At 60.4% G+C, this 21,575-nt stretch carries 15 protein-coding genes, 1 tRNA gene and 1 pseudogene; 2 read left to right on the top strand and 15 right to left on the bottom strand.

Annotated elements, in window-relative coordinates; translation table 11 throughout:
- Window position 1 precedes the first annotated feature (1 nt).
- The 7 genes from ACRWA7_RS22240 to gltX all read right to left on the bottom strand — a co-directional run bounded on the left by ACRWA7_RS22240 (window position 2) and on the right by gltX (window position 7,569).
- Window positions 2-1,561 (bottom strand): xylulokinase, encoded by a 1,560-nt coding sequence (locus ACRWA7_RS22240; protein ID WP_438396090.1) that lies wholly within the window; start codon window positions 1,559-1,561, stop codon window positions 2-4.
- A gap of 53 nt (window positions 1,562-1,614) precedes the next feature.
- Window positions 1,615-2,658, bottom strand: a complete 1,044-nt coding sequence (locus ACRWA7_RS22235) for an ABC transporter permease (protein WP_438396087.1) — start codon at window positions 2,656-2,658, stop codon at window positions 1,615-1,617.
- Window positions 2,655-3,641, bottom strand: a complete 987-nt coding sequence (locus tag ACRWA7_RS22230; RefSeq protein WP_438396085.1) for an ABC transporter permease — start codon at window positions 3,639-3,641, stop codon at window positions 2,655-2,657. Before ACRWA7_RS22230 ends, ACRWA7_RS22235 begins: the two co-directional genes overlap by 4 nt.
- A 102-nt stretch (window positions 3,642-3,743) precedes the next feature.
- Window positions 3,744-5,039 carry a sugar ABC transporter substrate-binding protein gene (locus ACRWA7_RS22225; protein ID WP_438396083.1) on the bottom strand — a complete coding sequence of 432 codons (1,296 nt, stop codon included), beginning with the start codon at window positions 5,037-5,039 and terminating at the stop codon, window positions 3,744-3,746.
- 94 nt (window positions 5,040-5,133) lie between these two features.
- The gene (locus tag ACRWA7_RS22220; RefSeq protein ID WP_438396081.1) at window positions 5,134-5,460 is read right to left on the bottom strand and encodes a non-heme iron oxygenase ferredoxin subunit; all 327 of its coding nucleotides are present in this window, start codon (window positions 5,458-5,460) and stop codon (window positions 5,134-5,136) included.
- Window positions 5,461-5,940: 480 nt separating this feature from the next.
- A tRNA-Ala gene (locus ACRWA7_RS22215) sits at window positions 5,941-6,016 on the bottom strand.
- A gap of 146 nt (window positions 6,017-6,162) precedes the next feature.
- Window positions 6,163-7,569, bottom strand: a complete 1,407-nt coding sequence (gltX, locus tag ACRWA7_RS22210) for a glutamate--tRNA ligase (protein ID WP_060816839.1) — start codon at window positions 7,567-7,569, stop codon at window positions 6,163-6,165.
- A gap of 218 nt (window positions 7,570-7,787) precedes the next feature.
- Here gltX and ACRWA7_RS22205 point away from each other — a divergent pair, with 218 nt between their 5' ends.
- Window positions 7,788-8,819: a patatin-like phospholipase family protein gene (locus tag ACRWA7_RS22205; protein ID WP_438396080.1), complete on the top strand. Its 1,032-nt coding sequence runs from the start codon at window positions 7,788-7,790 to the stop codon at window positions 8,817-8,819.
- A gap of 23 nt (window positions 8,820-8,842) precedes the next feature.
- On the opposite strand, the gene ACRWA7_RS22200 is transcribed toward ACRWA7_RS22205, so the two are convergent.
- From ACRWA7_RS22200 to ACRWA7_RS22165, 8 genes and pseudogenes are all read right to left on the bottom strand, one after another.
- The gene (locus tag ACRWA7_RS22200) at window positions 8,843-10,126 is read right to left on the bottom strand and encodes a c-type cytochrome (RefSeq protein ID WP_438396077.1); all 1,284 of its coding nucleotides are present in this window, start codon (window positions 10,124-10,126) and stop codon (window positions 8,843-8,845) included.
- A pseudogene (locus tag ACRWA7_RS22195) lies at window positions 10,123-10,699 on the bottom strand ((2Fe-2S)-binding protein). Before ACRWA7_RS22195 ends, ACRWA7_RS22200 begins: the two are co-directional and overlap by 4 nt.
- Complete coding sequence (locus tag ACRWA7_RS22190) at window positions 10,696-13,527, bottom strand: xanthine dehydrogenase family protein molybdopterin-binding subunit (protein WP_438396076.1); 2,832 nt, start codon at window positions 13,525-13,527, stop codon at window positions 10,696-10,698. Before ACRWA7_RS22190 ends, ACRWA7_RS22195 begins: the two are co-directional and overlap by 4 nt.
- 485 nt (window positions 13,528-14,012) lie before the next feature.
- Window positions 14,013-14,708, bottom strand: a complete 696-nt coding sequence (locus ACRWA7_RS22185) for a C40 family peptidase (protein ID WP_060816843.1) — start codon at window positions 14,706-14,708, stop codon at window positions 14,013-14,015.
- A gap of 137 nt (window positions 14,709-14,845) precedes the next feature.
- Complete coding sequence (locus ACRWA7_RS22180) at window positions 14,846-16,444, bottom strand: ABC transporter ATP-binding protein (RefSeq protein WP_438396073.1); 1,599 nt, start codon at window positions 16,442-16,444, stop codon at window positions 14,846-14,848.
- Window positions 16,441-17,535: an ABC transporter permease gene (locus ACRWA7_RS22175; protein WP_438396070.1), complete on the bottom strand. Its 1,095-nt coding sequence runs from the start codon at window positions 17,533-17,535 to the stop codon at window positions 16,441-16,443. The genes ACRWA7_RS22180 and ACRWA7_RS22175 overlap by 4 nt, the downstream gene beginning before the upstream one ends.
- Window positions 17,536-17,548: 13 nt before the next feature.
- Window positions 17,549-18,583 (bottom strand): microcin C ABC transporter permease YejB, encoded by a 1,035-nt coding sequence (locus tag ACRWA7_RS22170; RefSeq protein ID WP_438396069.1) that lies wholly within the window; start codon window positions 18,581-18,583, stop codon window positions 17,549-17,551.
- Window positions 18,584-18,611: 28 nt separating this feature from the next.
- Complete coding sequence (locus ACRWA7_RS22165) at window positions 18,612-20,486, bottom strand: extracellular solute-binding protein (protein WP_438396067.1); 1,875 nt, start codon at window positions 20,484-20,486, stop codon at window positions 18,612-18,614.
- Between the two features lie 205 nt (window positions 20,487-20,691).
- Between ACRWA7_RS22165 and fabI the strand changes: the two genes are divergently transcribed.
- Window positions 20,692-21,489 carry an enoyl-ACP reductase FabI gene (fabI, locus tag ACRWA7_RS22160; protein ID WP_060816847.1) on the top strand — a complete coding sequence of 266 codons (798 nt, stop codon included), beginning with the start codon at window positions 20,692-20,694 and terminating at the stop codon, window positions 21,487-21,489.
- The last annotated feature ends 86 nt before the right edge of the window (window positions 21,490-21,575 follow it).

Here is a 21,575-nt window from a genome sequence, read left to right as displayed (position 1 = left end):
ATCAGTGCTCCTGCCCGATCTGATAACGCTCGAGCAATGCCCGATGCTCGTCCATCGAACCGCGCAGGTTCTCGTAGACGCGGCTCCAGAGTCCGAAGAATTCGTCGTACCGGTCATGAATCCGCGCGTCCGGCTCGATGGTCTCGCGAATCGTGACGATGGTCTTGACCGGCGTCACCGGATCCGGGTAGATGCCCGCGCCAACGCCAGCCAGAATCGCATCGCCAAAAGGCGCCGCTTCGCCAATGTCCGGAATCGCCAGCGGAAGGTTGACCACGTTCGCCGTGATCTGCGTCCACAGCCGGCTCTTGGCCGGCCCGCCGTTCAGGATCAGGCGATCGAGCTTGACCCCCGCCTGCTGCGCGATCTTCACGTTCGAATACAGGTCGAACGCCACGCCTTCAACCAGCGCGCGAATGAAATGCCCGCGCGTGGTATCCGGGCGCACGCCGAAGAAGTTGCCGCATGCGTTCGAATTCCAGTTGGGCGCGAGCGAGTTGCCGAGATACGGCAGATACAGCAAGCCGTCGGCGCAGGGCGCGATGCGCCCAGCTTCGGCCGTGAACAGGTCGAACACATTCTGTCCAATGCGCTCCGCGAGCCGCCACTCATAGTCGCCAAACTGGTCGCGAAACCACTTGAGCGAGGCGCCGGTGAACGCCATGGGAGCGTCGAACATCGTGAGGCCGGGCAGCACGTGCGGCCACTTCAGAATGCGGAACTCGTCGACGTCCTGCTCCGTCGGAATCATGATGCCGAGATTGGAACCAGTGCCCATCGAGTAATACGCCTGCCCCGCCTCGGTGACGCCTGCACCGAGCGCGGCCGAACTGATGTCCGTACCGCCCGCCACCACGGGCGTGCCCGCACTCAGGCCGGTCTCGGCCGCCGCCTGGCGCGTCACTTCTCCGACCACTTCATGCGAACGATAGATTCGCGGATATTTATCGACAGGAATCCCGATCGCCGCCGCCACGTCTTCATTCCAGCATTCGCGCCGGTAATCGAACGGATAGAACAGGCCCGCGTCACCCGTATTGATCGAAAACGTCCCGGTCATCTTCAACGTGCAATAGCCGGTCGGCGAAACGAACTTGTGCGTTGCGTTGAATATGTGCGGCTCGTGCTTCTTGATCCATAGCGCCTTCGGTTCGATGAACCACGGCGCAATCCGGTTGCCGTTGTTGCGATTGATGGTTTCCTCGCCTACCCGCTCGCGAATCTCGGCGCATTCGCGTTCGGAACGCGCGTCCATCCAGATCGGCGCGGGACGCAGCGGCTTGCCGTTCTGATCGACCGGAATCGTCACGCCAACAAGGCCCGACATGGCCACGCCACGAATGGCGTTGGCAAACGCGCCCTGCTCCAGGCACGCGCGAATCGAGGCAGTTACCGCGCCCCAGTAGTTGTCGGCGTCCTGTTCGGCCCATCCTGGCCGCGGATGAAATAGCGGGTGTTCGCGCGAAGCATGCGCGACGATCTTGCCCGTGTCTGTATCCAGGATCGTTGCCTTGACGTTGGTCGTGCCAATGTCGATACCGAGAGTAAGGTTCGCCGCCATCTTCGTCTCCTTGGTTTTTTATGGAAATCAGCGTTACCGGCCGAGGCGCGCGTTCAGCCTGCGCCGCGCCGCAGCCATTGCACCAGCGCCACCGCCGCAATCAGCACGCCGCCCACGATCAGGTTCTGGTACCACGCGCCCACGCCCCACATGTTCAGCAGGCTCAGGCCGATCGCGAAGATGAGACCGCCGCACAACGTGCGAAACGGCGAGCCGTAGCCGCCCGCGAGACTCGTACCGCCGAGCACGGCGATCGCGATCGCGTTGAGTTCGTACCCGTTGGCAAGCGGTGCGTCGACCGACATCAGCCGCGATGTGAACAGAACACCCGCGCAGGCGGCGCACAGGCCGCTCGCCACATACACCAGCACGATCCAGCCGCGCACATTGATGCCGGCGAAGCGCGCGGTTTTCTCGTCGCCACCTATTGCATAGATGCGCTTGCCGATCACATGCATGTGAAGCAGCCATGCAAGCGCCAGAAAGAGCGCAAAATAAGCGACAGTACCCAGTGGAATACCCAGAAGATGCGCCTCGCCGAGCCATTGATACGCGTCCGAGCGCACATAAAACGCGTGCCCGTTAGTGAGCGTGTAACTCAGTCCGCGCAGCGCACTCAAGGTGACGAGGGTCATGACAAACGGCGCGACCCGCCCATAAGCGACACCCACCCCATTGACGAGCCCAGCGAGCGCGCCCAGCAACAGCGTGAGTCCGATCAGCGGCAGTGCGGGCCCTACATACGTGCCGCCACGCGCGATCATACGGACATCGAAGAGCGAACCGATCAGCGACATCAACTGGATTGCGCCGATCACGCTGAAAATCATCACGGCCGCCACCGATAAATCGATGCGCCCCGTCAGCAGCACGAGCGTCATGCCCATCGCGAGAAAGCCGAATACGGCGATATCGCGCATCAGCGTATCGAGGTTTGCGGAGCTGAAAAAATACTCCGACGTGAAATACGCGAGCGCGAGCAAGCCAGCGAGCAGCCAGATCAACGGTTGCGCGATAACGGCGCGCACGGTCTGCCTCACCGGCAAACTGACGAAGCGGCGGGCGGCGCCGCGTTCGGTATCGGAGACGCTGCTCATGCTTCACGCTCCTTGCGCTGCAGGCTGTCGGGGAGCACGACGGCAAGAATGACGCCGGCTGTCACGATCTGCTGCAAGTAGCTGCTCATGCCGAGCATGTTGAGCGCATTGTTCATGGCGCCGATAATCAACGCCGCGACAACCATGCCGCCTATCGTGCCGCGGCCGCCGGCAAGCGACACGCCTCCAAGCGTCGCGACCGCGATCACACTCAGCTCGATGCCGCCGAACGCCGCCGGATCAATATACGAAAGCCGCGCGCTTTCGAGCATGCCCGCGAGCGCCGCGGCAGCGCCGCTCAGCGCGAAAACGAGCAGCTTGATCCCGCCTACGTTCACGCCTGAAAGAGCCGCCGCACGAGGGTTGCCACCCGCCGCATAAAGCGCGCGTCCAAAGACCGTATGGCGCGTGGCCACCAGCGCAAGCACGATTGCCACGATCAGAATAATGACCGGCACGGGAACGCCCGCAATGGAGCCGCGTCCGAGCCATATGAAACCGTCGAGCTTCGATGGGAAGATAGCCTGTCCGCCGGACAGCAGGTTGGCGAGCGCCCGGGAAATGCCGAGCGAACCGAGCGTGACAATAAGCGACGGCACCCGCAATACGGTGACGCACAGCCCATTAATCAGGCCGAGTCCAACGCCGGTCAACAGCGTCGCCGCAAGCACGGCGGCCACCGATCCTCCCGGCACGAACTGGCCGCCCACGACGCCTGCCAGCACTGCGACGCCACCGACCGACAAATCGATCTCACCGGCGAGCAGCACCAGCGTCATTCCGAGTCCCATCACACCTACCGTCGATACCGCCAGCAGCACGACCCGCAGGTTGTCGCTGCTGACAAAATGCGGATTGATCAGATATCCAGCGAGCACGAGCAGCGCGAGCAGTCCGAGCCGCGGCACCGCGGGCGCGATCGCATGGCCGCCATGGCGCCGCCTGAACGATGAGGCCGCAGCCGGGACAGTGGGCTGATTCATTGTTTGTCTCCTGCAATTGCCCGCAATATGCGCGCGGTGATCGCGCCATATACGCCCGGTTCACCGTGGCGCATAGGGCGAACGCTGCTATAGGTCAGGTACTCATTTCCCGGGGCCGTAGCCGTAGGGCCATTCGTCAGGCGTCACCGTTTCAATACCGCCAATCTTCATCTTCGTCCTGGTAATCATGGGAAGATTGGGAGTGAGCACCAGCTTGGGCGGCGCCTGCTTGATCAGGCCTTCCTTGAAGCCTATGTGTTCGAGTACGACGCGCACGCCCACATCGCCAATAAGCGGCGTGTAGGGCGCCACCATATCGATATTGCCGTCCTTCACTTCCTTGAGGACTTCGTTGGCGTCGTCGTCCGCGAGAATCACGAGTTTCTTGCCGCCCGGTCCACTGTTGAGCCGCTTGGCTTCGCGGATTGCATCGAGGGCGCCCATGGCTTCCTCGCCGCCCGCGTTGAACACCACGGAAATATTCTTGTACGCCTGCAGCGCGTCGGCCGTCGCCTTGAACGCGAGCGTGCGGTCGCTGTTCACCTGATAAGAGGCGAGAATGTGATAACCGTTACTCTTGCCAATGGTTTGCAGGAACGCACCCGAACGGATTGCGTCGGCCGTGCTGCCGAGATCCTTCCGGTTCATGATGAGGTTGCCCTGTCCGCCCGTCGCCTGCTGAAGATAGATGCCCTGCTGCACGCCGTTCGCGTAGAAGTTACCCATCACTTCAGAACTGATCTTGGTCGACGATGTCCTACGGTCCACGCTGACCACCGAAATACCCGCAGCGATCGCGCGGTCCACGGGCGGTCCCATCGGCGCTTCACGATTGGGCCATAGCACGATGCCGTCGTATTTTTTCGCGATCCATCCGTCGATGACCTGGGACATGCGGTTATCGTCGAATTGTGCGTCGACAATATCGATCTGCACGTTCGGATGACGCGCGGCTTCCCATGCAGCGGTGTCCGCCAGGCTCATCAGCCAGGGGTTGTTGAAGCCGTGAAACACAAAGCCAATGCGATAGGTCTTCTTGGGATTGAAAACCGGGCCGTCGGGCAACGGCACATAATCCGTGAACGGCGCCTTGATCTTGACCTTGCTGTAGTGGCCCGTGAAGGTCGCGCCCATCCCGACCTTCCAAACATAACCGAGGGCGAGATTGCCCACCGGATAGTCGGCCAGATAGTCGGAGAAACCGTCTTTGTCGAACAGTTTCTTGACGTCGGGGTTCGTCATCGACGCGCCTGTCACGCCGCTATATTGCTTGATGATCCCGTTTAACTGCGTGTGGACGGATTCCTGCGCATCTGCGCTCACGCTGGCAAAGGACACGCACGCATACCCAGCCAGCGCCGCAGCCATGCGCAAGGCGCTTTTCTTATAGCCAATCATTGTTGTGCTCCTCCATGCTTCGATGGAATGCCGCCAGGTCGGCGGTCTGTCTATTTATGGCAATTCATTTGCTGCACTAACCACCTCTATTAACTTAGCGATCCTCCTTTATTTCTATTTCAGCGAAAACATTTCCATTTTCCAGCCGCGTCGCAAACGTCTTCAGGTTCTCGGTCACGGGCGGTGACATCGCCCGTCCGGTGGGGATGTGAAACAGTCCCTGGTGCAATGGACATTCAACGGTTTCGCCGTCTATGTACCCGTCGGACAGATGAGCGTAAGCGTGGGTGCAGATATCGCTCGTTGCATGGAATGCCCCCCCGACGTTAAAGACCGCTATACAGGTTCCGGCTGCGTCGCACCGTTGCACGTCGCCTTCTTCGATATCTTCCGCGCGCGCAACCTTGATCCATTGCGTCATTTTTCCTGCGTGCAAACAGCCTCCTTATGGCTCTATGGCTCGGCTTCGTGTTTAAACGATGCTAGTTGCGCGCGTAAGCTTGAGAAAATTCATTATTTGAATGAGCCCATTGACGATCAGCAAGCACGTCGGCGAGCCCTTTGGCATGGAGCGGCCACGCACAATCAGCCAAGGACCATTGGGACAAACACTCTGGTCCGGCGATTAACAGGTCGAGCTAACCGGCGCAGCCAGCCCGGGGCAAAAACGCGGAGATGAAGATGAACGAGGTGTTTCGGAGAGGAAGCAGATGGATGGAACTACGTCGGGACGACGACAAGCAACACCGGAATCACACGATTCGGCTTGGAGTACGAGCGGGGTATTTGCGCGTTGCGGAATTTGCCGGAACAGGCATGCGTAATCAGCGATCGCAGAAAAAGATAAAGCCTTGATTTCTCAAGGCTTTTCGGACTTCTTGACTGTCTGCGGCCCACTAGGTGGTGGAGGTAAGCGGGATCGAACCGCTGACCTCTTGCATGCCATGCAAGCGCTCTCCCAGCTGAGCTATACCCCCTTGCAGAACAGAAACGAGATTTTAAAGGGCGCTTTTGAAGTTGTAAATACCTTTTGCCGCCGCTTCTAAAAATAAATGGTCTTCAGGGTGCGAGCCGGTCGCCTTTGCTATGCACGCCGTGTTGCCAACCCGAGCGCCTCCCTGGTTCACGCAATGCCTTTTTCCAACCGCGCCAGCACCGTTTCCCGCCCGAACAACATCAACACGGCGTCGATAGAAGGCGTATGCGTGGTGCCCGCCACGAGCAGACGCACCGGCATGGCCAGATGCGGCATCTTGAGCTTGTGGCTTGTCAGCGTGGCCTTGAACGCTGCCGAGATTGCTTCCTTGCTCCATTCGGCTTCGCTCAGCGCTTGTCGCAGATCGGCCAGCGCCGGACGTACGGCTTCAGTGACGTGCTGCGCGAGTGCGGCCGGGTCGATCACCGGTTCGCGATAGAACATGGCGGCGTTGTCGGCAATTTCCTTCACCGTCGAGGCGCGATCTTTCAACAAGCCGATCACCAGTTCCAGCGGCGGCCCTTGCTCGACCATGGCGGCGTCGATACCCAATTCGAGCAGGAACGGCTTCGTGAGCATCTCGAGCCGCGCGTTGTCGGCCTCCTTGATGTAGTGCGCATTCAGCCAGTTCAAACGGTCCGGATCGTATTGCGCCGGCGACTTGCCCAGATGGTCGAGATCGAACCACTCCACGAACTGTTCCCGCGAAAATATTTCCGCGTCGCCATGCGACCAGCCAAGTCGCGCCAGATAGTTCAGCACCGCTTCCGGCAAGTATCCGCTGTCGCGATACCCCGTCACGCTCATCGCGCCGTGGCGCTTGCTCATCTTCTCTCCTTGCTCGTTGAGCACGGTCGGCAAATGAGCATATACGGGCACGTCGCCATCCAGCGCGCGCAGGATGTTGATCTGGCGCGGCGTGTTGTTCACGTGATCGTCGCCGCGAATCACGTGGGTGATCTTCATGTCGAGGTCATCCACGACCACGCAGAAATTGTACGTGGGCGTGCCGTCCGGGCGCGCGATCACCAGATCGTCGAGTTCGTCGTTCGAAATTTCGATGGTGCCCTTCACCGCGTCATCCCAGCTGACCACGCCGCCAATCGGGTTCCGGAAGCGAATGACCGGAGACACGCCTTCTGGAACGGGCGGCAACACCTTGCCTTCTTCGGGACGCCACGTGCCGTCGTAGCGCGGTTTTTCGCCGGCCGCGCGCTGGCGTTCGCGCAATGCGTCGAGTTCTTCCGTCGACATGTAGCAGGGGTACGCGAGGCCCTTGTCGAGCATCTGTTTGAGCACCTCGCGATACCGGTCCATACGCTGCATCTGGTAGATCGGGCCTTCGTCGTAGTCTAGGCCGAGCCATTCCATGCCTTCAAGGATGGCGTCCACGGATGCGTCGGTGGAACGCTCCAGGTCGGTGTCCTCGATGCGCAACACGAAAACGCCCTTCATCTTGCGCGCGAACGCCCACGGGTAAAGCGCGGAGCGAATGTTGCCGAGGTGGATGAAGCCTGTGGGGCTGGGAGCGAAACGGGTACGGACTTGGGTCATGTGCGGTGTGCTCGATAGCTCAAATGCGCGTGCCGGCACGGACTGCCAGGCAGGCGATAGATCGGGGAACGGCTTGGGGCAGCGTGCTTCTGCGCCCTGTGCGGATAACACTGCAAGCGGTCAATACGAGATGGAATTATACCCGCCAGGAGCCTTCGACCCTTCGCGCGGGGCCATCATGTTTTATCATGTCCGCCGCTACGGGAAGACTTATCCGAATGGTCAGGTTCGCCCGTGGGTTGTTCCGTCCCGTCTCATTCGCCTCGTCCGCCGTATTGCAGGAGAATTTCTTGAAATCGCCGCTTCGTCCTTTGCCTCGCCTGCCTGCATTGTCGCGCCGGGCGTTTTCCCTCGGCTGCGCGTCCGCCTTGCTCAGTGCATGCACAACGGCTCCGACGGTCACTTCGCCGTCAGCCTCGAACGCGACGCCCGCCTCCCCTGTCGCCGCTTCACCGCAGCGCCCGGTTCGGATCGGTCTCGCGCTCGGTGGCGGCGCGGCGCGCGGGTTTGCGCATATCGGCGTGATCAAGGCGCTCGAAGCGCGCAACGTCAAGGTGGATCTTTTGAGCGGGACGAGCGCGGGATCGGTGATCGCGGCGTTATCGGCGTCGGGAATGAACGGGATTGCGATCAACAAGCTTGCGTTGACCATGGACGAAGCGTCGATCAGCGACTGGGCCATGCCGTTTCGCACGCGCGGTTTTCTGCAAGGCGTGGCGCTCCAGAACTACCTGAACAAGACGCTCGACAACAGGCCAATCGAGAAGATGGCGAAACCGCTCGGGATTGTCGCAACGGATCTGAAAACCGGTCAGCCGATCCTGTTTCAGCGCGGCAATACGGGCGTTGCCGTGCGTGCGTCGTGCAGCGTGCCGTCCATCTTCGAACCGGTGAAGATAGGCGGCCACGAGTACGTTGACGGCGGCCTGGTGAGCCCGGTGCCGGCCGCATTCGCGCGCAAGATGGGCGCGGATTTTGTGATCGCGGTGGACATCTCGGCACGCCCGGAGACGGCGCTGACGCAAAATTCGTTCGACGTCCTGATGCAGACCTTCACCATCATGGGCCAGACCATCAAGGCCTACGAACTCGATAAATACGCCGACTTCGTCATCCGCCCGAATCTTGCCGCCATGAGCGGCAGCGACTTCAGCCAGCGTAACGCGGCCATTCTGGCCGGCGAGGAAGCCGTAGCCAGAATCTGGCCCGATCTGCAACGCCAAATGGCGACCAAGGGGGTTGCCGTTTAGGAAAACGGCAACGCCTCGGGATCCTAGTAGGACGGCGCGTGAGATGTCACATGAGGCGTCGAGTCACGCAGCGCCTTGATTGTTGCCGCGGTGACGTCGCCCGGTTGGCCGCCCCAGTTCGAGCGCAGATAGTTCGCCAGTTGCGCGAGTTCCTCGTCGTCGAGCGTAGCAGCGAAGCCAGGCATTGCCTGCAAGCTCTCCGTGCCGGCGAAATCCGCGGCGGCCATGCCATCGAGCATCACGGCGATCAGGTTATGCGGATCGGTCTGGCGCAGCGTGGAACTGCCTCGCATCGACACCGCCACGTGCGGCTTGCCCTCGCCTCCCAGCCCGTGACATCCCGCGCACACGGCAATGTAGGTGTTACGGCCGGCAGCCGTCTTGTTGACCTGAGCGGCGTCGGCGGAAACCGGCTGTACGGACGTGGGCGGCGGCGGTGCATCGCCGAGCAGGTAGACGGACATCGCGCGCAAGTCGCCCGGCGACAAGTATTGCGTGCTCAGAAAGACCACCGGATGCATTTCACCAAACGCGGGTCCCTGACGGCTGATTCCGGTTGCGAAGAAAGTCTGCAGGTCGGCGCCCGTCCATCCGCGCGCGGCAAGTCCGGCAGGCGTGATATCCGGCGGAATCACACGGCCCAGATCCGACCCCTGGAGCGCCTTTGCCCCGTTCATCTGGCCGAACAGGCCGCGCGGCGTGTGGCATTCAGCGCAATGGCCAAGCGCGTTCGCGAGATATTTCCCGCGTGTCCAGTCCGCCGACGTTCCAACCGATGCATCCGGCAAGCTGTCTTTCAGGAACAGCATGTTCCAGAACATGACGGCAAACCGGACGTTGAACGGAAATTTGAGATCGGGCTTGCGGTCAGGCACGGCGGCCGGCTTTTGCGCCATCAGGTACGCGTAGATGGCGTCGCTGTCGGCACGCGACATGGTCCGGTATGACGTGTAGGGCATCGCCGGATAAAGCTGCTTATCGGGCGTCACGCCGTCGTGCAGCGTCTTGTAGAACTCGGCGGCGGTCCATTTGCCGATGCCATGTTCAGGATCGGGCGTGATGTTCGTGCCATAGAACGTGCCGAAAGGCGAACCGAGTCTCACGCCGCCCGCGAACGGCGCGCCGCCGGGGATCGTGTGACAGGCGGCGCAATCGGCGGCTTTCGCGAGATAACGGCCGCGCGCGATCTGTTCGGGGGTCGATGTGCGCGCGTCCGCCGGCGCATTGTCGGGACCCTTGCTACACGCCGATAACGCCGCAATACACAAGGCGAGCGCGCCGATACGAAGTGTCGATGCGTAGCTCATGCGGAATCCTTCACGAGTCCGGGCGTGTTCATCACGACGTCTTTTACGGCTTCGTAATAGCGGACATAGCCCGTGCATCGGCAGATGGCTGTCGAGCGCCTTCATGATCTCGCTGTCCACCGACGCCTTCGCAATGGGCTCGCGCTTCAGCCGCTCAATGAAGACCGTCGCCGCGTTCACGAATCCCGGCGTGCAATAGCCGCACTGAAAACTGAAGTGCTCCAGGAATTTTTGCTGCACCGGCGTGAGTTCGACGACTTCGCCCTGCTCATTGCGCGTGCCGTGCCCTTCGATGGTCCGGATCTTCTTGCCATCGAAAAAATGCGCGCCCGTGATGCAGGAGCGCACTTCTTCGCTGGTTCCGTCCTGCTTGTCCAGAATCACCACGCATGCGTGACAGACACCTTGCCCGCAGCCAAGGCGCGAACCCGTCAGGCCCACGTATTCGTGCAGGAAATCGATCATCATCAGACCGTCGGGCGTCTGGATCGGACCGGTTGCCACGCCGTTGATGGTGAGCGAAAGAGGCTTCATCTGGATCATGGCAGGCTTTGCTTGATTGGGGGCCGTCATGCGAGCGCCTCCTGAATGGTTTGAGGCGTCACAGGCAAGTCGTTGAACCGGCGTCCGATCGCGTGCGCAATGCCGTTGACTATGGCGCCCACTACCGGAATCATCACCACTTCTGCGATGCCCTTCGGCGGATCCGTTTCGGACAGCGGCGGCAGCAGTTCGCCGGTCTGGGTCCAGACGGCGACATCGCTTGCGCGCGGCAGGTGATAGCGATTGAAGTTCCACGCGCCGTTGCCGGGGCCCTCTTCGTAAAGCGGCAGGTACTCGTGCAGCGCATGGCCGATGCCCATCGCCAGTCCGCCCTGCAACTGACCTGACACGAGTTCCGGCGCGAGCATGTTGCCGCACTCCACAATGGAGTGATGCGAGAGCAATTCGACACGTCCGCTCGCTTCGTTCACCGCGAGTTCGACCAGCGTTGCCACCGCGCTGTAATAGGTCACGGCCGCGTTGTTGCGCTGGACCGGCGGGATGAAAACCCGCTTGCGATCGAGCGCGCGATACGCCGGAGCAACTGGAGCGGGGCCCTTGCCATCATCCTTGGGTTTCCCCGCGCCATAAAGCAGTGACAAACCGTCAATCGGCAAGCGCTCTGTCACGCCCCGGATATCGAACTCCGCCTCGGTCCATTGCCAGCGGTTGAACACGTGCACGACCGCACCCGTGACGACCCCGAGTTCGTGCGCTTTTTTCGCAAGTTGTTCAAGCGGCAAGGGCTCAAGCCCTGCTGCCGTCAGCTTGCCGTCGACCCAGCGCGCATCCTCGCGGCGAACGACCAAAGGCGCCGCCTGACCGCCGCCAATGCCCGCGCTCCAGATCGACATGGCTGCCGGCCACAGGCCTTGCGTGAAGACAACGCGCGCCGCTTCGTGCGTGCTGTGAGTGAAATAGAACGCCGAATTCGTCGCGCTCGATGGCGATACCATCCCCGGCGACCATCGTGGATTCGCCGACAATTTGTCCTGCTCCGCTTGCGACATCGTGTACGGATCGCCGCTCGTGATCATCGGCAACTCCGGCCAGTCGACAATCGCCATGCGCACTTCCGCAGCCGGCTTGCCGAGCCACTTCGCGCACGCAATGGCCTGAGACGTCGACGCTCCCGTGCCGATTTCAGCGGCGGTGTGATGCAGCGTGATCTTGCCGTCGGCCGCGACTTCGACCTTCGCAAACGATGCCTCCGCGCCCGTCCCGAAGTCTTTTTGCACACATGCGAAGCCCACGCCATAGCGGTTGCCCGGATGCGTCAGCTCATACTCGGCCTTCTTCCTCGCGCGATCGGTCCACAGCGGATGAACCTTCGCCTTCTGAAGGATTTCATCGACGCGGATCGCGCCTGCCGGGATCGCACCCTGCGTGTTCTTCATGCCGGAGCGCAGCGCGTTTTTCAGCCGCAAGTCGATAGCATCGAGTCCAAGCTGGCCGGCCAGTTCGTCGATCAGCATTTCCGTTGCGGCCATGGTCTGCAAGGTGCCGTAGCCACGAGCGGAGCCGGCGTCGATTGCACGCGACGCCGTAGCGATGCCCGTCAGATCGCTTTTCGGGAAGTAATAGATGGATTGCGCGGCCGACGCGCCCACCATTGCCACCGATGGAGAAAAGTTGGAGCGCCCGCCACCGTTGACTTCAAGCTCTGCATTGAACGATTGCAGCAGGCCGGTTTTTTTATCGACGCCAATCCGGTAATGCATTTTCGATGCATGCCGTTTGATCGATGTCTGGAACTGCTCGTAGCGGTCAAAGGCGAGCCGCACTGGCCGGCCGTCGCCATACATGGCTGCAACCAGGCCGTAGAACGGCACGTTGTAGTGATCCTTCGAACCATAACCGACAGTCGAAACCGGATGCACGAACAGGTTCTTCACCGGAAAACGGCACTTCGCCGCCATGCCCGCCGCGCTCTGGGCGACTTCGCTCGGACCTTGCGTTGGCACGACCATGTGCAGCGATTGCGTCGACGCGTCATACCAGCAGTTCGCGTTGTCGGCTTCGAGCGCAGCGGTATCGATGGACTGAGTCGTGTAGTTGCGATCGAGCACGAGCCAATCCGCGGGCGGATGGTCCAGTTCGTCGCGCAGCTTTTCGGCGTGGAACATGCCCTGCTGATCGAGCTTGCCGCTGGCATTACCTGCAGCCCAGACAGGCTCGTGCTTGCGCATCGCGCTCGGGAACAGCATGGTGTTCTTCAGGCTCGAGAAGGTATCGTCGTCATACGGCGTCGCGCCGCCGACCCGCACGAAGCGAAACGTGCCCCACGGATCGCGCTCGAGTGGCCCGGTCTTGGCGCCGTAGCGAATGACTTCATCGTGGAACTGAAGCGTGTCCTTCGCGAATCGAAAACGCGCGAAGTCGTGATAGATCAATATTGCGACCGCATGACCCAGATAAGCCGGCGTCTTGCCCGCGGGCAAGAGCATGTCGTCACCATAAAACGCCGGGAATGCGAGGCCATCGCGCGTCAGATCCTCTGCCGTGACAATCCGGTCCGGTTGCAGTTCGTCGCCGAGAAGACCGAGGTCGATACCTTCATAGATTCTGTCGGCTTGCGTCGTACGCAAGATGAACGCATGGGATTGCTGTTTCGGCCAGTGCGGCATGTCGGCGGCGCGCACGTCGCGGGCGAACACCTTCGACCCCGTCACCTTCGCGATTCCGTCGATACGGAATTTCGCCCGGCCGCTAGCCGTATCCCACTGGATCGGCGTGAGAACCTTCTCTTCAAACAACGCGGCGAAAGCACGACTGCCAAGCGGCGCGATAATGACAGTCAGTCCTGCAATGGTGCTCGCCTTAAGAAAACCGCGACGCGATCGGTCGAGTTCTCCCATATCACTCTCCTCACCCGGGCGGCTTTTCACCCCCAGGTCACATTCATTCGAATCCCAAAATTTATTTCGGATTCCGAAACTATTAACTTTCTGAAACAGCCGTGTTCTTCGTTTTGATTGAAGAGAATGACTTGTTACGACGGATCCTGGCGCGTTCCGATCCTAAACGCACTTCGAGTGGTCAGGGTGCAGGGATTTGCAGCAGCCTGTTTCGGGGTTTAACGCGCGCTGTTGTTCACTTCGAAACACCTTGGCTGCGTTCACGCAATGGACTGCGGCGGGAGGCCGCAGTCACCACGGAAAGCTGGCGATTGTACGTGGCAAGGTTGCCTGTGAGCAGCGATCAGGGTGTCAAGTTTTGTGCTGAATGCATAACCATGCATGGTTATGCTTGACCAACGACAAAAGCCCGCCTTCTGTTGGAAGGCAGGCTTTGTAGCTGACCGGCGCGCAGCGTGACTGGCTGGTCAGTTCATTAGAACGATTTAGTTGTCGGGATTGCCACCGATCGTGGCGCTGACACGCTGACGCAGATCGACGCCATCGATCGGGAACGTCGCTTCTATTCGACGAGCACCCGTATAGCGCTTTTCCCAATAGCTGTTGTCCATGTCGTCAACACGGATGGTGCTGCCCGTGGAAGGCGAATGGACGAACTTGTTGTCGCCAATGTAGATGCCGACATGGGAGAACGAACGGCGCATCGTGTTGAAAAACACGAGGTCTCCCGGTTTGAGCTCGCTCACGCGAACCTTCTCGCCAACGCGGCTCATTTCTTCCGCACGGCGCGGCAGCGTCATGCCGAGCGTGTCCTGGAATACGTAGCGCACAAAACCGCTGCAATCCAGGCCGGAATCGGGTGTATTACCGCCCCAGCGATACCGCACGCCAATCATATTGAGCGCGCCGACAACCACGTCACCCGCTTTGCTCGCCATGCCGGAGAGGAAAGAACGCGTAGCGGTCGGGGTTGCTGAAGAGGTGCTTGTCACATTGCCTGAACCGGCAACGGGATAGATGTCATTAGCTGCTTTCGGCGACGAAAAAATGCCATTGCTGGCATTTTGACTTGAACTGTTGACTTCGTCGGCGAACGCACCGCTAGCTGCTGTCATCATCAGGCCGATCAACATGCTGGCTGCTGCGCGCGCGCATGTCTGAGTCAAGGTTAATGGCTGCATCGGTCGGTAGGTTTGGGTAAAAAAGTCTGAAAAATCAGGATCATGCGAGAAAACTTTGCTCGATACTAGCCAGATATTATTTACATGTCAAAAGGCATAGAAAAATACAATTGAGATGCGCACCTAATTGGTGAAAATTAGGCCACGATCGCGGCTTTCAGTAACTTTCTTGTGTATTCGTGGGACGGCATTGCAAAAATATTCTCCACATCGCCGGTTTCCACGACAGTTCCGTTCTGCATGACCACCACCCGATGCGCCATCGCGCCGATGACTTCCAGGTCGTGGCTGATGAAAACGTAGCCCAGGTTGTACTTCCGTTGTATATCGGCAAGCAGACGCAAAACTTGATGCTGAATTGAGACATCGAGTGCGCTCGTGGGTTCATCGAGGATCAGGATGCGCGGTTCGAGCACCAGCGCACGCGCAATTGCAATGCGCTGACGCTGGCCGCCGGAAAACTCGTGCGGGTAACGATTCAGGCACGTCCGGTCCATGCCGACCTCGCGCAGGACCGCGATCACCTTTGCGTGGCGGGCGGCGGCGTCGAGTTCGGGACGGTGAAGCGCGAGCCCTTCCCCAACTATCCGCTCGATGGTCTGGCGTGGCGAGAGCGAACTGTACGGGTCTTGAAACACCACTTGCATGTTCGAGCGCAGCACGGTTTGCTCGCGGCCACGGTAATCAGCGAGCTGACGCCCCTGGAATTCGACCTTTCCGTGCGATATGCGCTGCAAACCAAGCAACGCCATGGCCAGGGTGGATTTGCCTGAACCCGATTCGCCGACAATGCCAAGCGTCTCGCCCTGGCGCACGGTCACCGAAACGCCGTCGACAGCCTTGAACGCGCCGCGCCGGAACCAGCCGCCAACGCCCGCGATCTTCGTGGCGAATTCCACCGATACTTCTTTTGCATCGAGCAGAACCGGTGACAACGGCAGCACCGGCAAGACGGTGCGCTCCGGTTTGCTCTCCAGTAAGCGAATGGTGTACGGATGCTGCGGCGACGCGAAAATCGATTCCACCGCGCCGCTTTCGACCAGCACGCCCTGCTCCATCACCGCCACGCGCTGTGCGAATTTGCGAACGAGGTTGAGATCGTGCGTGATCAGCAGCACCGCCATGCCGCGCGATGCGGCTTCGTCGCGCTGGAGTTCGAGCAGCAACTCCACGATCTGCGCGCGAATCGTGACGTCGAGCGCGGTGGTGGGTTCGTCGGCGAGAAGCAGGCGCGGGCGGCATGCGAGCGCCATGGCGATCATCGCGCGCTGGCGTTGTCCGCCCGAGAGCTGATGCGCATACCGGTCGATGCGCGTTTCCGGCTCCGTGATGCCCGTGCGCGCAAGCAGGTCGATTGCACGGCGGCGCGCGTCGCGCACCGATACGCCGTCGTGCAGCACGATGGTCTCGATGATCTGGTCGCCAATGGTGAAAAGCGGGTTGAGCGCGGTCATCGGCTCCTGAAAGATCATCGCGATGTCGGAGCCGCGGAGCTTGCGCATCGCGCCTTCGCTCTTCGAGAGCAGTTCCTCGCCATCGAAGCGGATCGAGCCGGTGAGATCGGCGTCTCGCAGAAGCCGCAGTATGGACAACGCGGTCACGCTTTTGCCCGATCCCGACTCGCCGACCAGCGCCACGCGCTCGCCGGCCTCGATCCTGAGATTGACGCCATCAACCGCCATGGTGTCGCCAAAACGCACGCGCAAATCGGCAATGTCCAGCAGCGGCGCGCTCATTTTCCACCTCCGGCCTTGATGGCATCGGAGATGCGCGTGTCGAGGGCGTTACGCAGCGCGTCGCCCATGAACGTGAGCAGCAACAGGGTTGCAACCAGCACGCCGAACGTCGATAACGATATCCACCAGGCGTCCAGGTTTGCCTTGCCTTGCGCGAGCAGTTCGCCCAGGGATGGCGTCGGCGAGGGGACGCCAAGGCCAAGAAAGTCCAGGCTCGTCAGCGCGAGAATGGCGCCGCTCATGCGAAACGGCAGGAACGTGATGACGGGCGTGAGGCTGTTGGGCAGGATGTGCCGCCAGATGATCTGCGCATTCGACAAACCCATCGCCCGCGCCGCGCGCACATAGTCCTGAGTGCGGTTGCGCAGGAATTCGGCGCGCACGTAGTCGGACAGGCCAATCCATCCGAAAAGCGAGAGCAGCACAACCAGCAGCAACAAGCTCGGCTCGAAGATCGACGCGAAGATGATCAGCAGATACAACTCGGGCAGCGCGCTCCAGATTTCGATCAGGCGCTGTCCGGTCAGGTCGGTACGTCCGCCAAAATAGCCCTGGACCGCGCCGGCGAGCATGCCGAGCACCGTGCCGATTGCAGTGAGCACCAGCGCGAAGATCACCGAGACGCGAAAGCCGTAGAGCAGCCGCGCGAAGACATCGCGGCCGCGGTCGTCGGTGCCGAGCCAGTTTTCACGCGATGGCGGCGCCGGATTCGAGCCCTTCGAAAAATAGTTCAGTGTGTCGTAGTAATAATGATTCGGCGGATACACAGAGAAGTTGCCCCCCTCGCTGAAGCGGTCGCGAATGTAGGGATCGAGATAATCGGCGGGCGTCGGGAAATCGCCGCCGAACGTGGTTTCCGCATACGTCTTCACCAGCGGGAAATAGAGGTGTCCCTGATAGCGGACCACGAGCGGTTTGTCGTTGGACCACAAGGGACCCGCCAGACTGATCGCGAATGCGATCACGAAGATCACGAGGCTCCAGTAACCGAGCCGGTTGCGCTTGAATCGCTGCCAGACGCGCCGGCCTGGCGTGACTGAAACGGGTGTGCTCAACGGTTGTGCGTCGCTGTCGCGGGGCGTGCGGAGCATGGACTGGTTCAACTCAACGCTCCAGTTGTTCGAATTGAATGCGCGGGTCGACCCACACGTAGCAGAGGTCGGACACCAGCTTGGTTGCAAGCCCGATCAGTGTGAACAGATACAGCGTGCCCAGCACGACCGGATAATCGCGCCGCACGACGGATTCATAGGAAAGCAGTCCGAGGCCATCGAGTGAAAACAGCGTTTCGATCAGCAGGCTGCCCGTAAAAAACGCGCCAATAAACGCGCCGGGAAATCCCACGATCAACGGCAGCAACGCATTGCGGAACACGTGCTTCCACAGCACCGTTCGTTCCGACAACCCCTTGGCCCGCGCGGTCAGAACATATTGCTTGCGGATTTCATCGAGGAATGCGTTCTTGGTCAGCATGGTGATCACCGCGAAACTGCCCACCACCGAAGCGACGATCGGCAACGTGATATGCCACAGATAGTCCGCGATCTTGCCGCCGAGACTGAGCGTTGCCCAGTTGTCGGACGTGAGATTGCGCAGCGGAAACAGTTGCCAGAACGAACCGCCGCCGAAAAGCACGAGCAGCAACACGCCGAGTACAAACCCCGGAATCGCGAATCCGATCAGTACAAGCAGGCTCGTGGTGACATCGAAAGTGGAACCGTTGCGTATCGCCTTCGCAATGCCGAGCGGCACCGAAATCAGGTAGGTCAGAAAAAACGTCCACAAGCCAATACTGATCGATACAGGCAGCTTCGACACAATCAGCGACCACACGCTTTGATGCCGGAAGTAGCTGTCGCCGAGATCGAAGCGCGCGAAGCGGCCGAGCATCAGGAAGTAGCGTTGGAGCGGCGGTTTGTCGAAGCCATACAGCGCGCGAAGTTGGGCGATCTGCTGCGCGTCCACGCCCGTATGCTGGCGCATGCCGAAGCTCGTGCCTTGCTCGCCGCGGCGCAGTTCGTGCACCGCCTGCTCGACTGGTCCGCCCGGCACGAACTGGATCACGGCAAACGTGAGCGTGAGGACGCCGAGCAAGGTCGGGATCATCAGCAGAATGCGTTTGAGGATGTAGCTCCACATGGGCGGCGTTCCGGTTGAATGCTTCGAATTATTTTGTCGCGGCGGCCGGCGCGGCCGGGTCTGGCTTGAACCACCATGTCGACGTGATCCAGTCCTCGGCGGTGTAGTACAGCGGCAAGGTCGCCGGATACGCGAGCGTGTTGCGATACGCCACCCGGTGCGACGCCGTGTACCAATGTGGGATCACATAGTAGCCGTGCATGAGGACCCGGTCGAGCGCATGCGTGGAATCGAGAAGTTGCTCGCGTGTCTGCGCGCCGATCAGCGTATGCACGATCGAATCAACCGCCGGCGACTTCAGGCCGATGTAATTGTCCGAGCCCTGCTGGTCCGCCGACTTGCTGCCAAAACGCGTTTCCTGTTCCGTGCCGGGTATCTGCACGTCGGGCATGCGAATGCTGGTGACATCGAAGTCGTAGGCGTCGAGCCGCTTCTGGATCAACGCGAAATCCACCGTGCGAAAGTTCGCCACGATCCCGAGCTTCTGCAAGTTGCGCTGGAAAGTGGCGACCACGGGCTCCATGGAAGCGCCGCTGCCCGAGTCATCGAGTATCTCGAACACGAACGGATCGCCCTTCGCATTGCGCAACGCACCGTCGCGATAAGTCCAGCCCGCGTCGGCAAGAAGCTGGCGCGCCTTGATCAAGTTTGCCCGCAGCGAATCGGGCGCGTCGGTACTTGGCTGCCTGACCATCGGACCGAAGACAGCGGGATCGAGTTGCGCGCGCAATGGCGAAAGGATCGCGAGTTCCCCCGCGCTTGGCGTGCCGGTCGCCGCCAGATCCGTATTGGCGAAAAAACTGTCGATGCGCGTGTACTGGTTAAAAAACAATTGCCGGTTGAGCCACTGGAAATCGAAGGCGAGATCGAGCGCCTGTCTCACGCGCACGTCCTTGAACAAGGGCCGGCGCAGGTTAATGAAAAATCCCTGCATGCCCGTGCCGTTGTGATTGCGGAATTCGCGCTTGATCAGTTCGCCATTATCGAAGCGTTTGCCAATATCACGACGCACCCAGTTACGCGCAATATATTCCACGAGCGCATCATATTCGCCGGCCTTGAAGGCCTCCAGCCGCGCGACGCCATCCGAATACAGCTTGTAACTGATGCGCTCGAAATTGTAGGTGCCCACGCGCACGGGCAACGCGCTGCCCCAATAGGCAGGATTGCGTTTATACGTAATGGTGCGGCCATTGTCGTATTGCTCGATGAGATACGGTCCGCTGCCTATGGGCTTCTGAAACGCAAGTTGATCGAAGGGCACGTGACTGCCGTCCGGCTTCATGCCCCACTTGCGCGAAAACACCGGAATTCCGCCCGCAATAAACGGCATTTCGCGCGTGCGCTCCTTGAACTCGAAACGAATGGTCAACGGATCCACCACGACAGCCCGCGATATCTGCCCGAAGTACACCGAATACTGCGGCGCGGCCTGTGGGCTTTTGAGCGTTTCGAACGAGTATTTGACGTCTTCGGCCGTGACCGCGTCGCCGTTCGAAAACCGCGCTTTCGGATTGATATGGAAAGTGGCCGAAAGTCCGTCGGACGCCACGCTGATATCGTCAGCAAGAAGACCATATGCCGTCGATACCTCATCGAGGCTGCCCGTTGTCAGGCTCTCGAAAAGATAGCCGAGCCCGGGCGCCGCATTGCCTCGCAGCGTGAAGGGGTTGAATTTATCGAAGCTGGTCAGCCGGTTCGGATTGGCCAGCACAAGCGTGCCGCCGCGCGGCGCGTTGGGATCGACGTAATCGAAATGCGTGAAACCAGCCGGATATTTTGGTTCGCCATATTGCGCGATGGCATACACGGCACATGCCGGATTAGAAACCGCGAACCCGCCGAAACCAATAGCCAGGCTCGCGAGCAGTGGACCGAGGACCCGTCGGGAGCCAGTCGTCATGAGTGCCTTTATGCGTACCATTCCACGATGATTGAAAAAACATGTTGCCAGCATCGCCCGCAACGCCGCCTTGGCCTGCAGCCCTGACCCCGCAGTGTGAGAGAATTCTACTTAAAACAATTGCCCCGGGCATTGTAACGAGGCGCACACGCTTCTCGCGCATTCATCCGGGCCAAGCGCGATACTGACTTATTAAGGAGCATCTATGGGATTTCTCGCTGGAAAACGGATTCTGCTGACGGGCTTGTTGTCGAACCGGTCGATTGCCTATGGCATTGCGGCGGCGTGCAAGCGCGAAGGCGCCGAACTCGCTTTCACCTACGTGGGTGAGCGCTTCAAGGATCGCATCACTGAGTTCGCGACGGAATTCGGCAGCGATCTGATATTTCCCTGCGATGTGGCAAGCGACGAGGACATCGACGCCCTCTTCGCCTCGTTGAAAGAACGCTGGGACACGCTCGACGGTCTCGTGCATTCCATTGGCTTTGCGCCGCGCGATGCGATTGCCGGTAATTTCCTCGATGGCATGACGCGCGAGAATTTCCGCATCGCCCACGATATTTCCGCGTACAGCTTCCCGGCGCTCGCCAAGGCCGCACAGTCCATGCTTTCTCCGGACGCTTCGCTGCTCACGCTGAGCTACCTGGGTGCCGAGCGCGCAATCCCGAACTACAACACCATGGGTCTGGCGAAGGCATCGCTTGAAGCCAGCGTGCGATATCTGGCCGAATCGCTGGGCGACAAAGGCGTGCGCGTCAATGGCATCTCGGCCGGTCCGATCAAGACGCTGGCGGCAAGCGGCATCAAGAGTTTCGGCAAGATTCTGGAGTTCGTTGAGAATAACGCGCCGTTGCGACGCAATGTGACCATCGATCAGGTCGGTAACGTGGCGGCGTTCCTGCTGTCGGATCTGGCGAGTGGCGTGAGCGCGGAGATCATTCATGTGGACAGCGGCTTTAATGCAGTCGTTGGCGGCATGACGGTCCCGAGCGCAGCGGAATAAAGACCGCCGAAACACGCGCCGCGTGGCTCCTGCCAGGCTTGCACCAAATCAAAAGGCCGTCTTGCGCATGCAGGACGGCCTTATTT

This window comes from Caballeronia sp. DA-9 (genome assembly GCF_051615025.1).
Classification (GTDB): Bacteria; Pseudomonadota; Gammaproteobacteria; order Burkholderiales; family Burkholderiaceae; genus Caballeronia; species Caballeronia sordidicola.
Note: the sequence above shows the minus strand (reverse complement) of the source record. Positions and strands in the feature narration are given on the sequence as shown.

Coding starts and splice junctions, on each gene's coding strand:
- ACRWA7_RS22240 (WP_438396090.1), bottom strand. CDS start 1,561: ATGGCGGCGAACCTTACTCTCGGTATCGACATTGGCACGACCAACGTC.
- ACRWA7_RS22235 (WP_438396087.1), bottom strand. CDS start 2,658: ATGAGCAGCGTCTCCGATACCGAACGCGGCGCCGCCCGCCGCTTCGTC.
- ACRWA7_RS22230 (WP_438396085.1), bottom strand. CDS start 3,641: ATGAATCAGCCCACTGTCCCGGCTGCGGCCTCATCGTTCAGGCGGCGC.
- ACRWA7_RS22225 (WP_438396083.1), bottom strand. CDS start 5,039: ATGATTGGCTATAAGAAAAGCGCCTTGCGCATGGCTGCGGCGCTGGCT.
- ACRWA7_RS22220 (WP_438396081.1), bottom strand. CDS start 5,460: ATGACGCAATGGATCAAGGTTGCGCGCGCGGAAGATATCGAAGAAGGC.
- gltX (WP_060816839.1), bottom strand. CDS start 7,569: ATGACCCAAGTCCGTACCCGTTTCGCTCCCAGCCCCACAGGCTTCATC.
- ACRWA7_RS22205 (WP_438396080.1), top strand. CDS start 7,788: ATGGTCAGGTTCGCCCGTGGGTTGTTCCGTCCCGTCTCATTCGCCTCG.
- ACRWA7_RS22200 (WP_438396077.1), bottom strand. CDS start 10,126: ATGAGCTACGCATCGACACTTCGTATCGGCGCGCTCGCCTTGTGTATT.
- ACRWA7_RS22190 (WP_438396076.1), bottom strand. CDS start 13,527: ATGGGAGAACTCGACCGATCGCGTCGCGGTTTTCTTAAGGCGAGCACC.
- ACRWA7_RS22185 (WP_060816843.1), bottom strand. CDS start 14,708: ATGCAGCCATTAACCTTGACTCAGACATGCGCGCGCGCAGCAGCCAGC.
- ACRWA7_RS22180 (WP_438396073.1), bottom strand. CDS start 16,444: ATGAGCGCGCCGCTGCTGGACATTGCCGATTTGCGCGTGCGTTTTGGC.
- ACRWA7_RS22175 (WP_438396070.1), bottom strand. CDS start 17,535: ATGCTCCGCACGCCCCGCGACAGCGACGCACAACCGTTGAGCACACCC.
- ACRWA7_RS22170 (WP_438396069.1), bottom strand. CDS start 18,583: ATGTGGAGCTACATCCTCAAACGCATTCTGCTGATGATCCCGACCTTG.
- ACRWA7_RS22165 (WP_438396067.1), bottom strand. CDS start 20,486: ATGACGACTGGCTCCCGACGGGTCCTCGGTCCACTGCTCGCGAGCCTG.
- fabI (WP_060816847.1), top strand. CDS start 20,692: ATGGGATTTCTCGCTGGAAAACGGATTCTGCTGACGGGCTTGTTGTCG.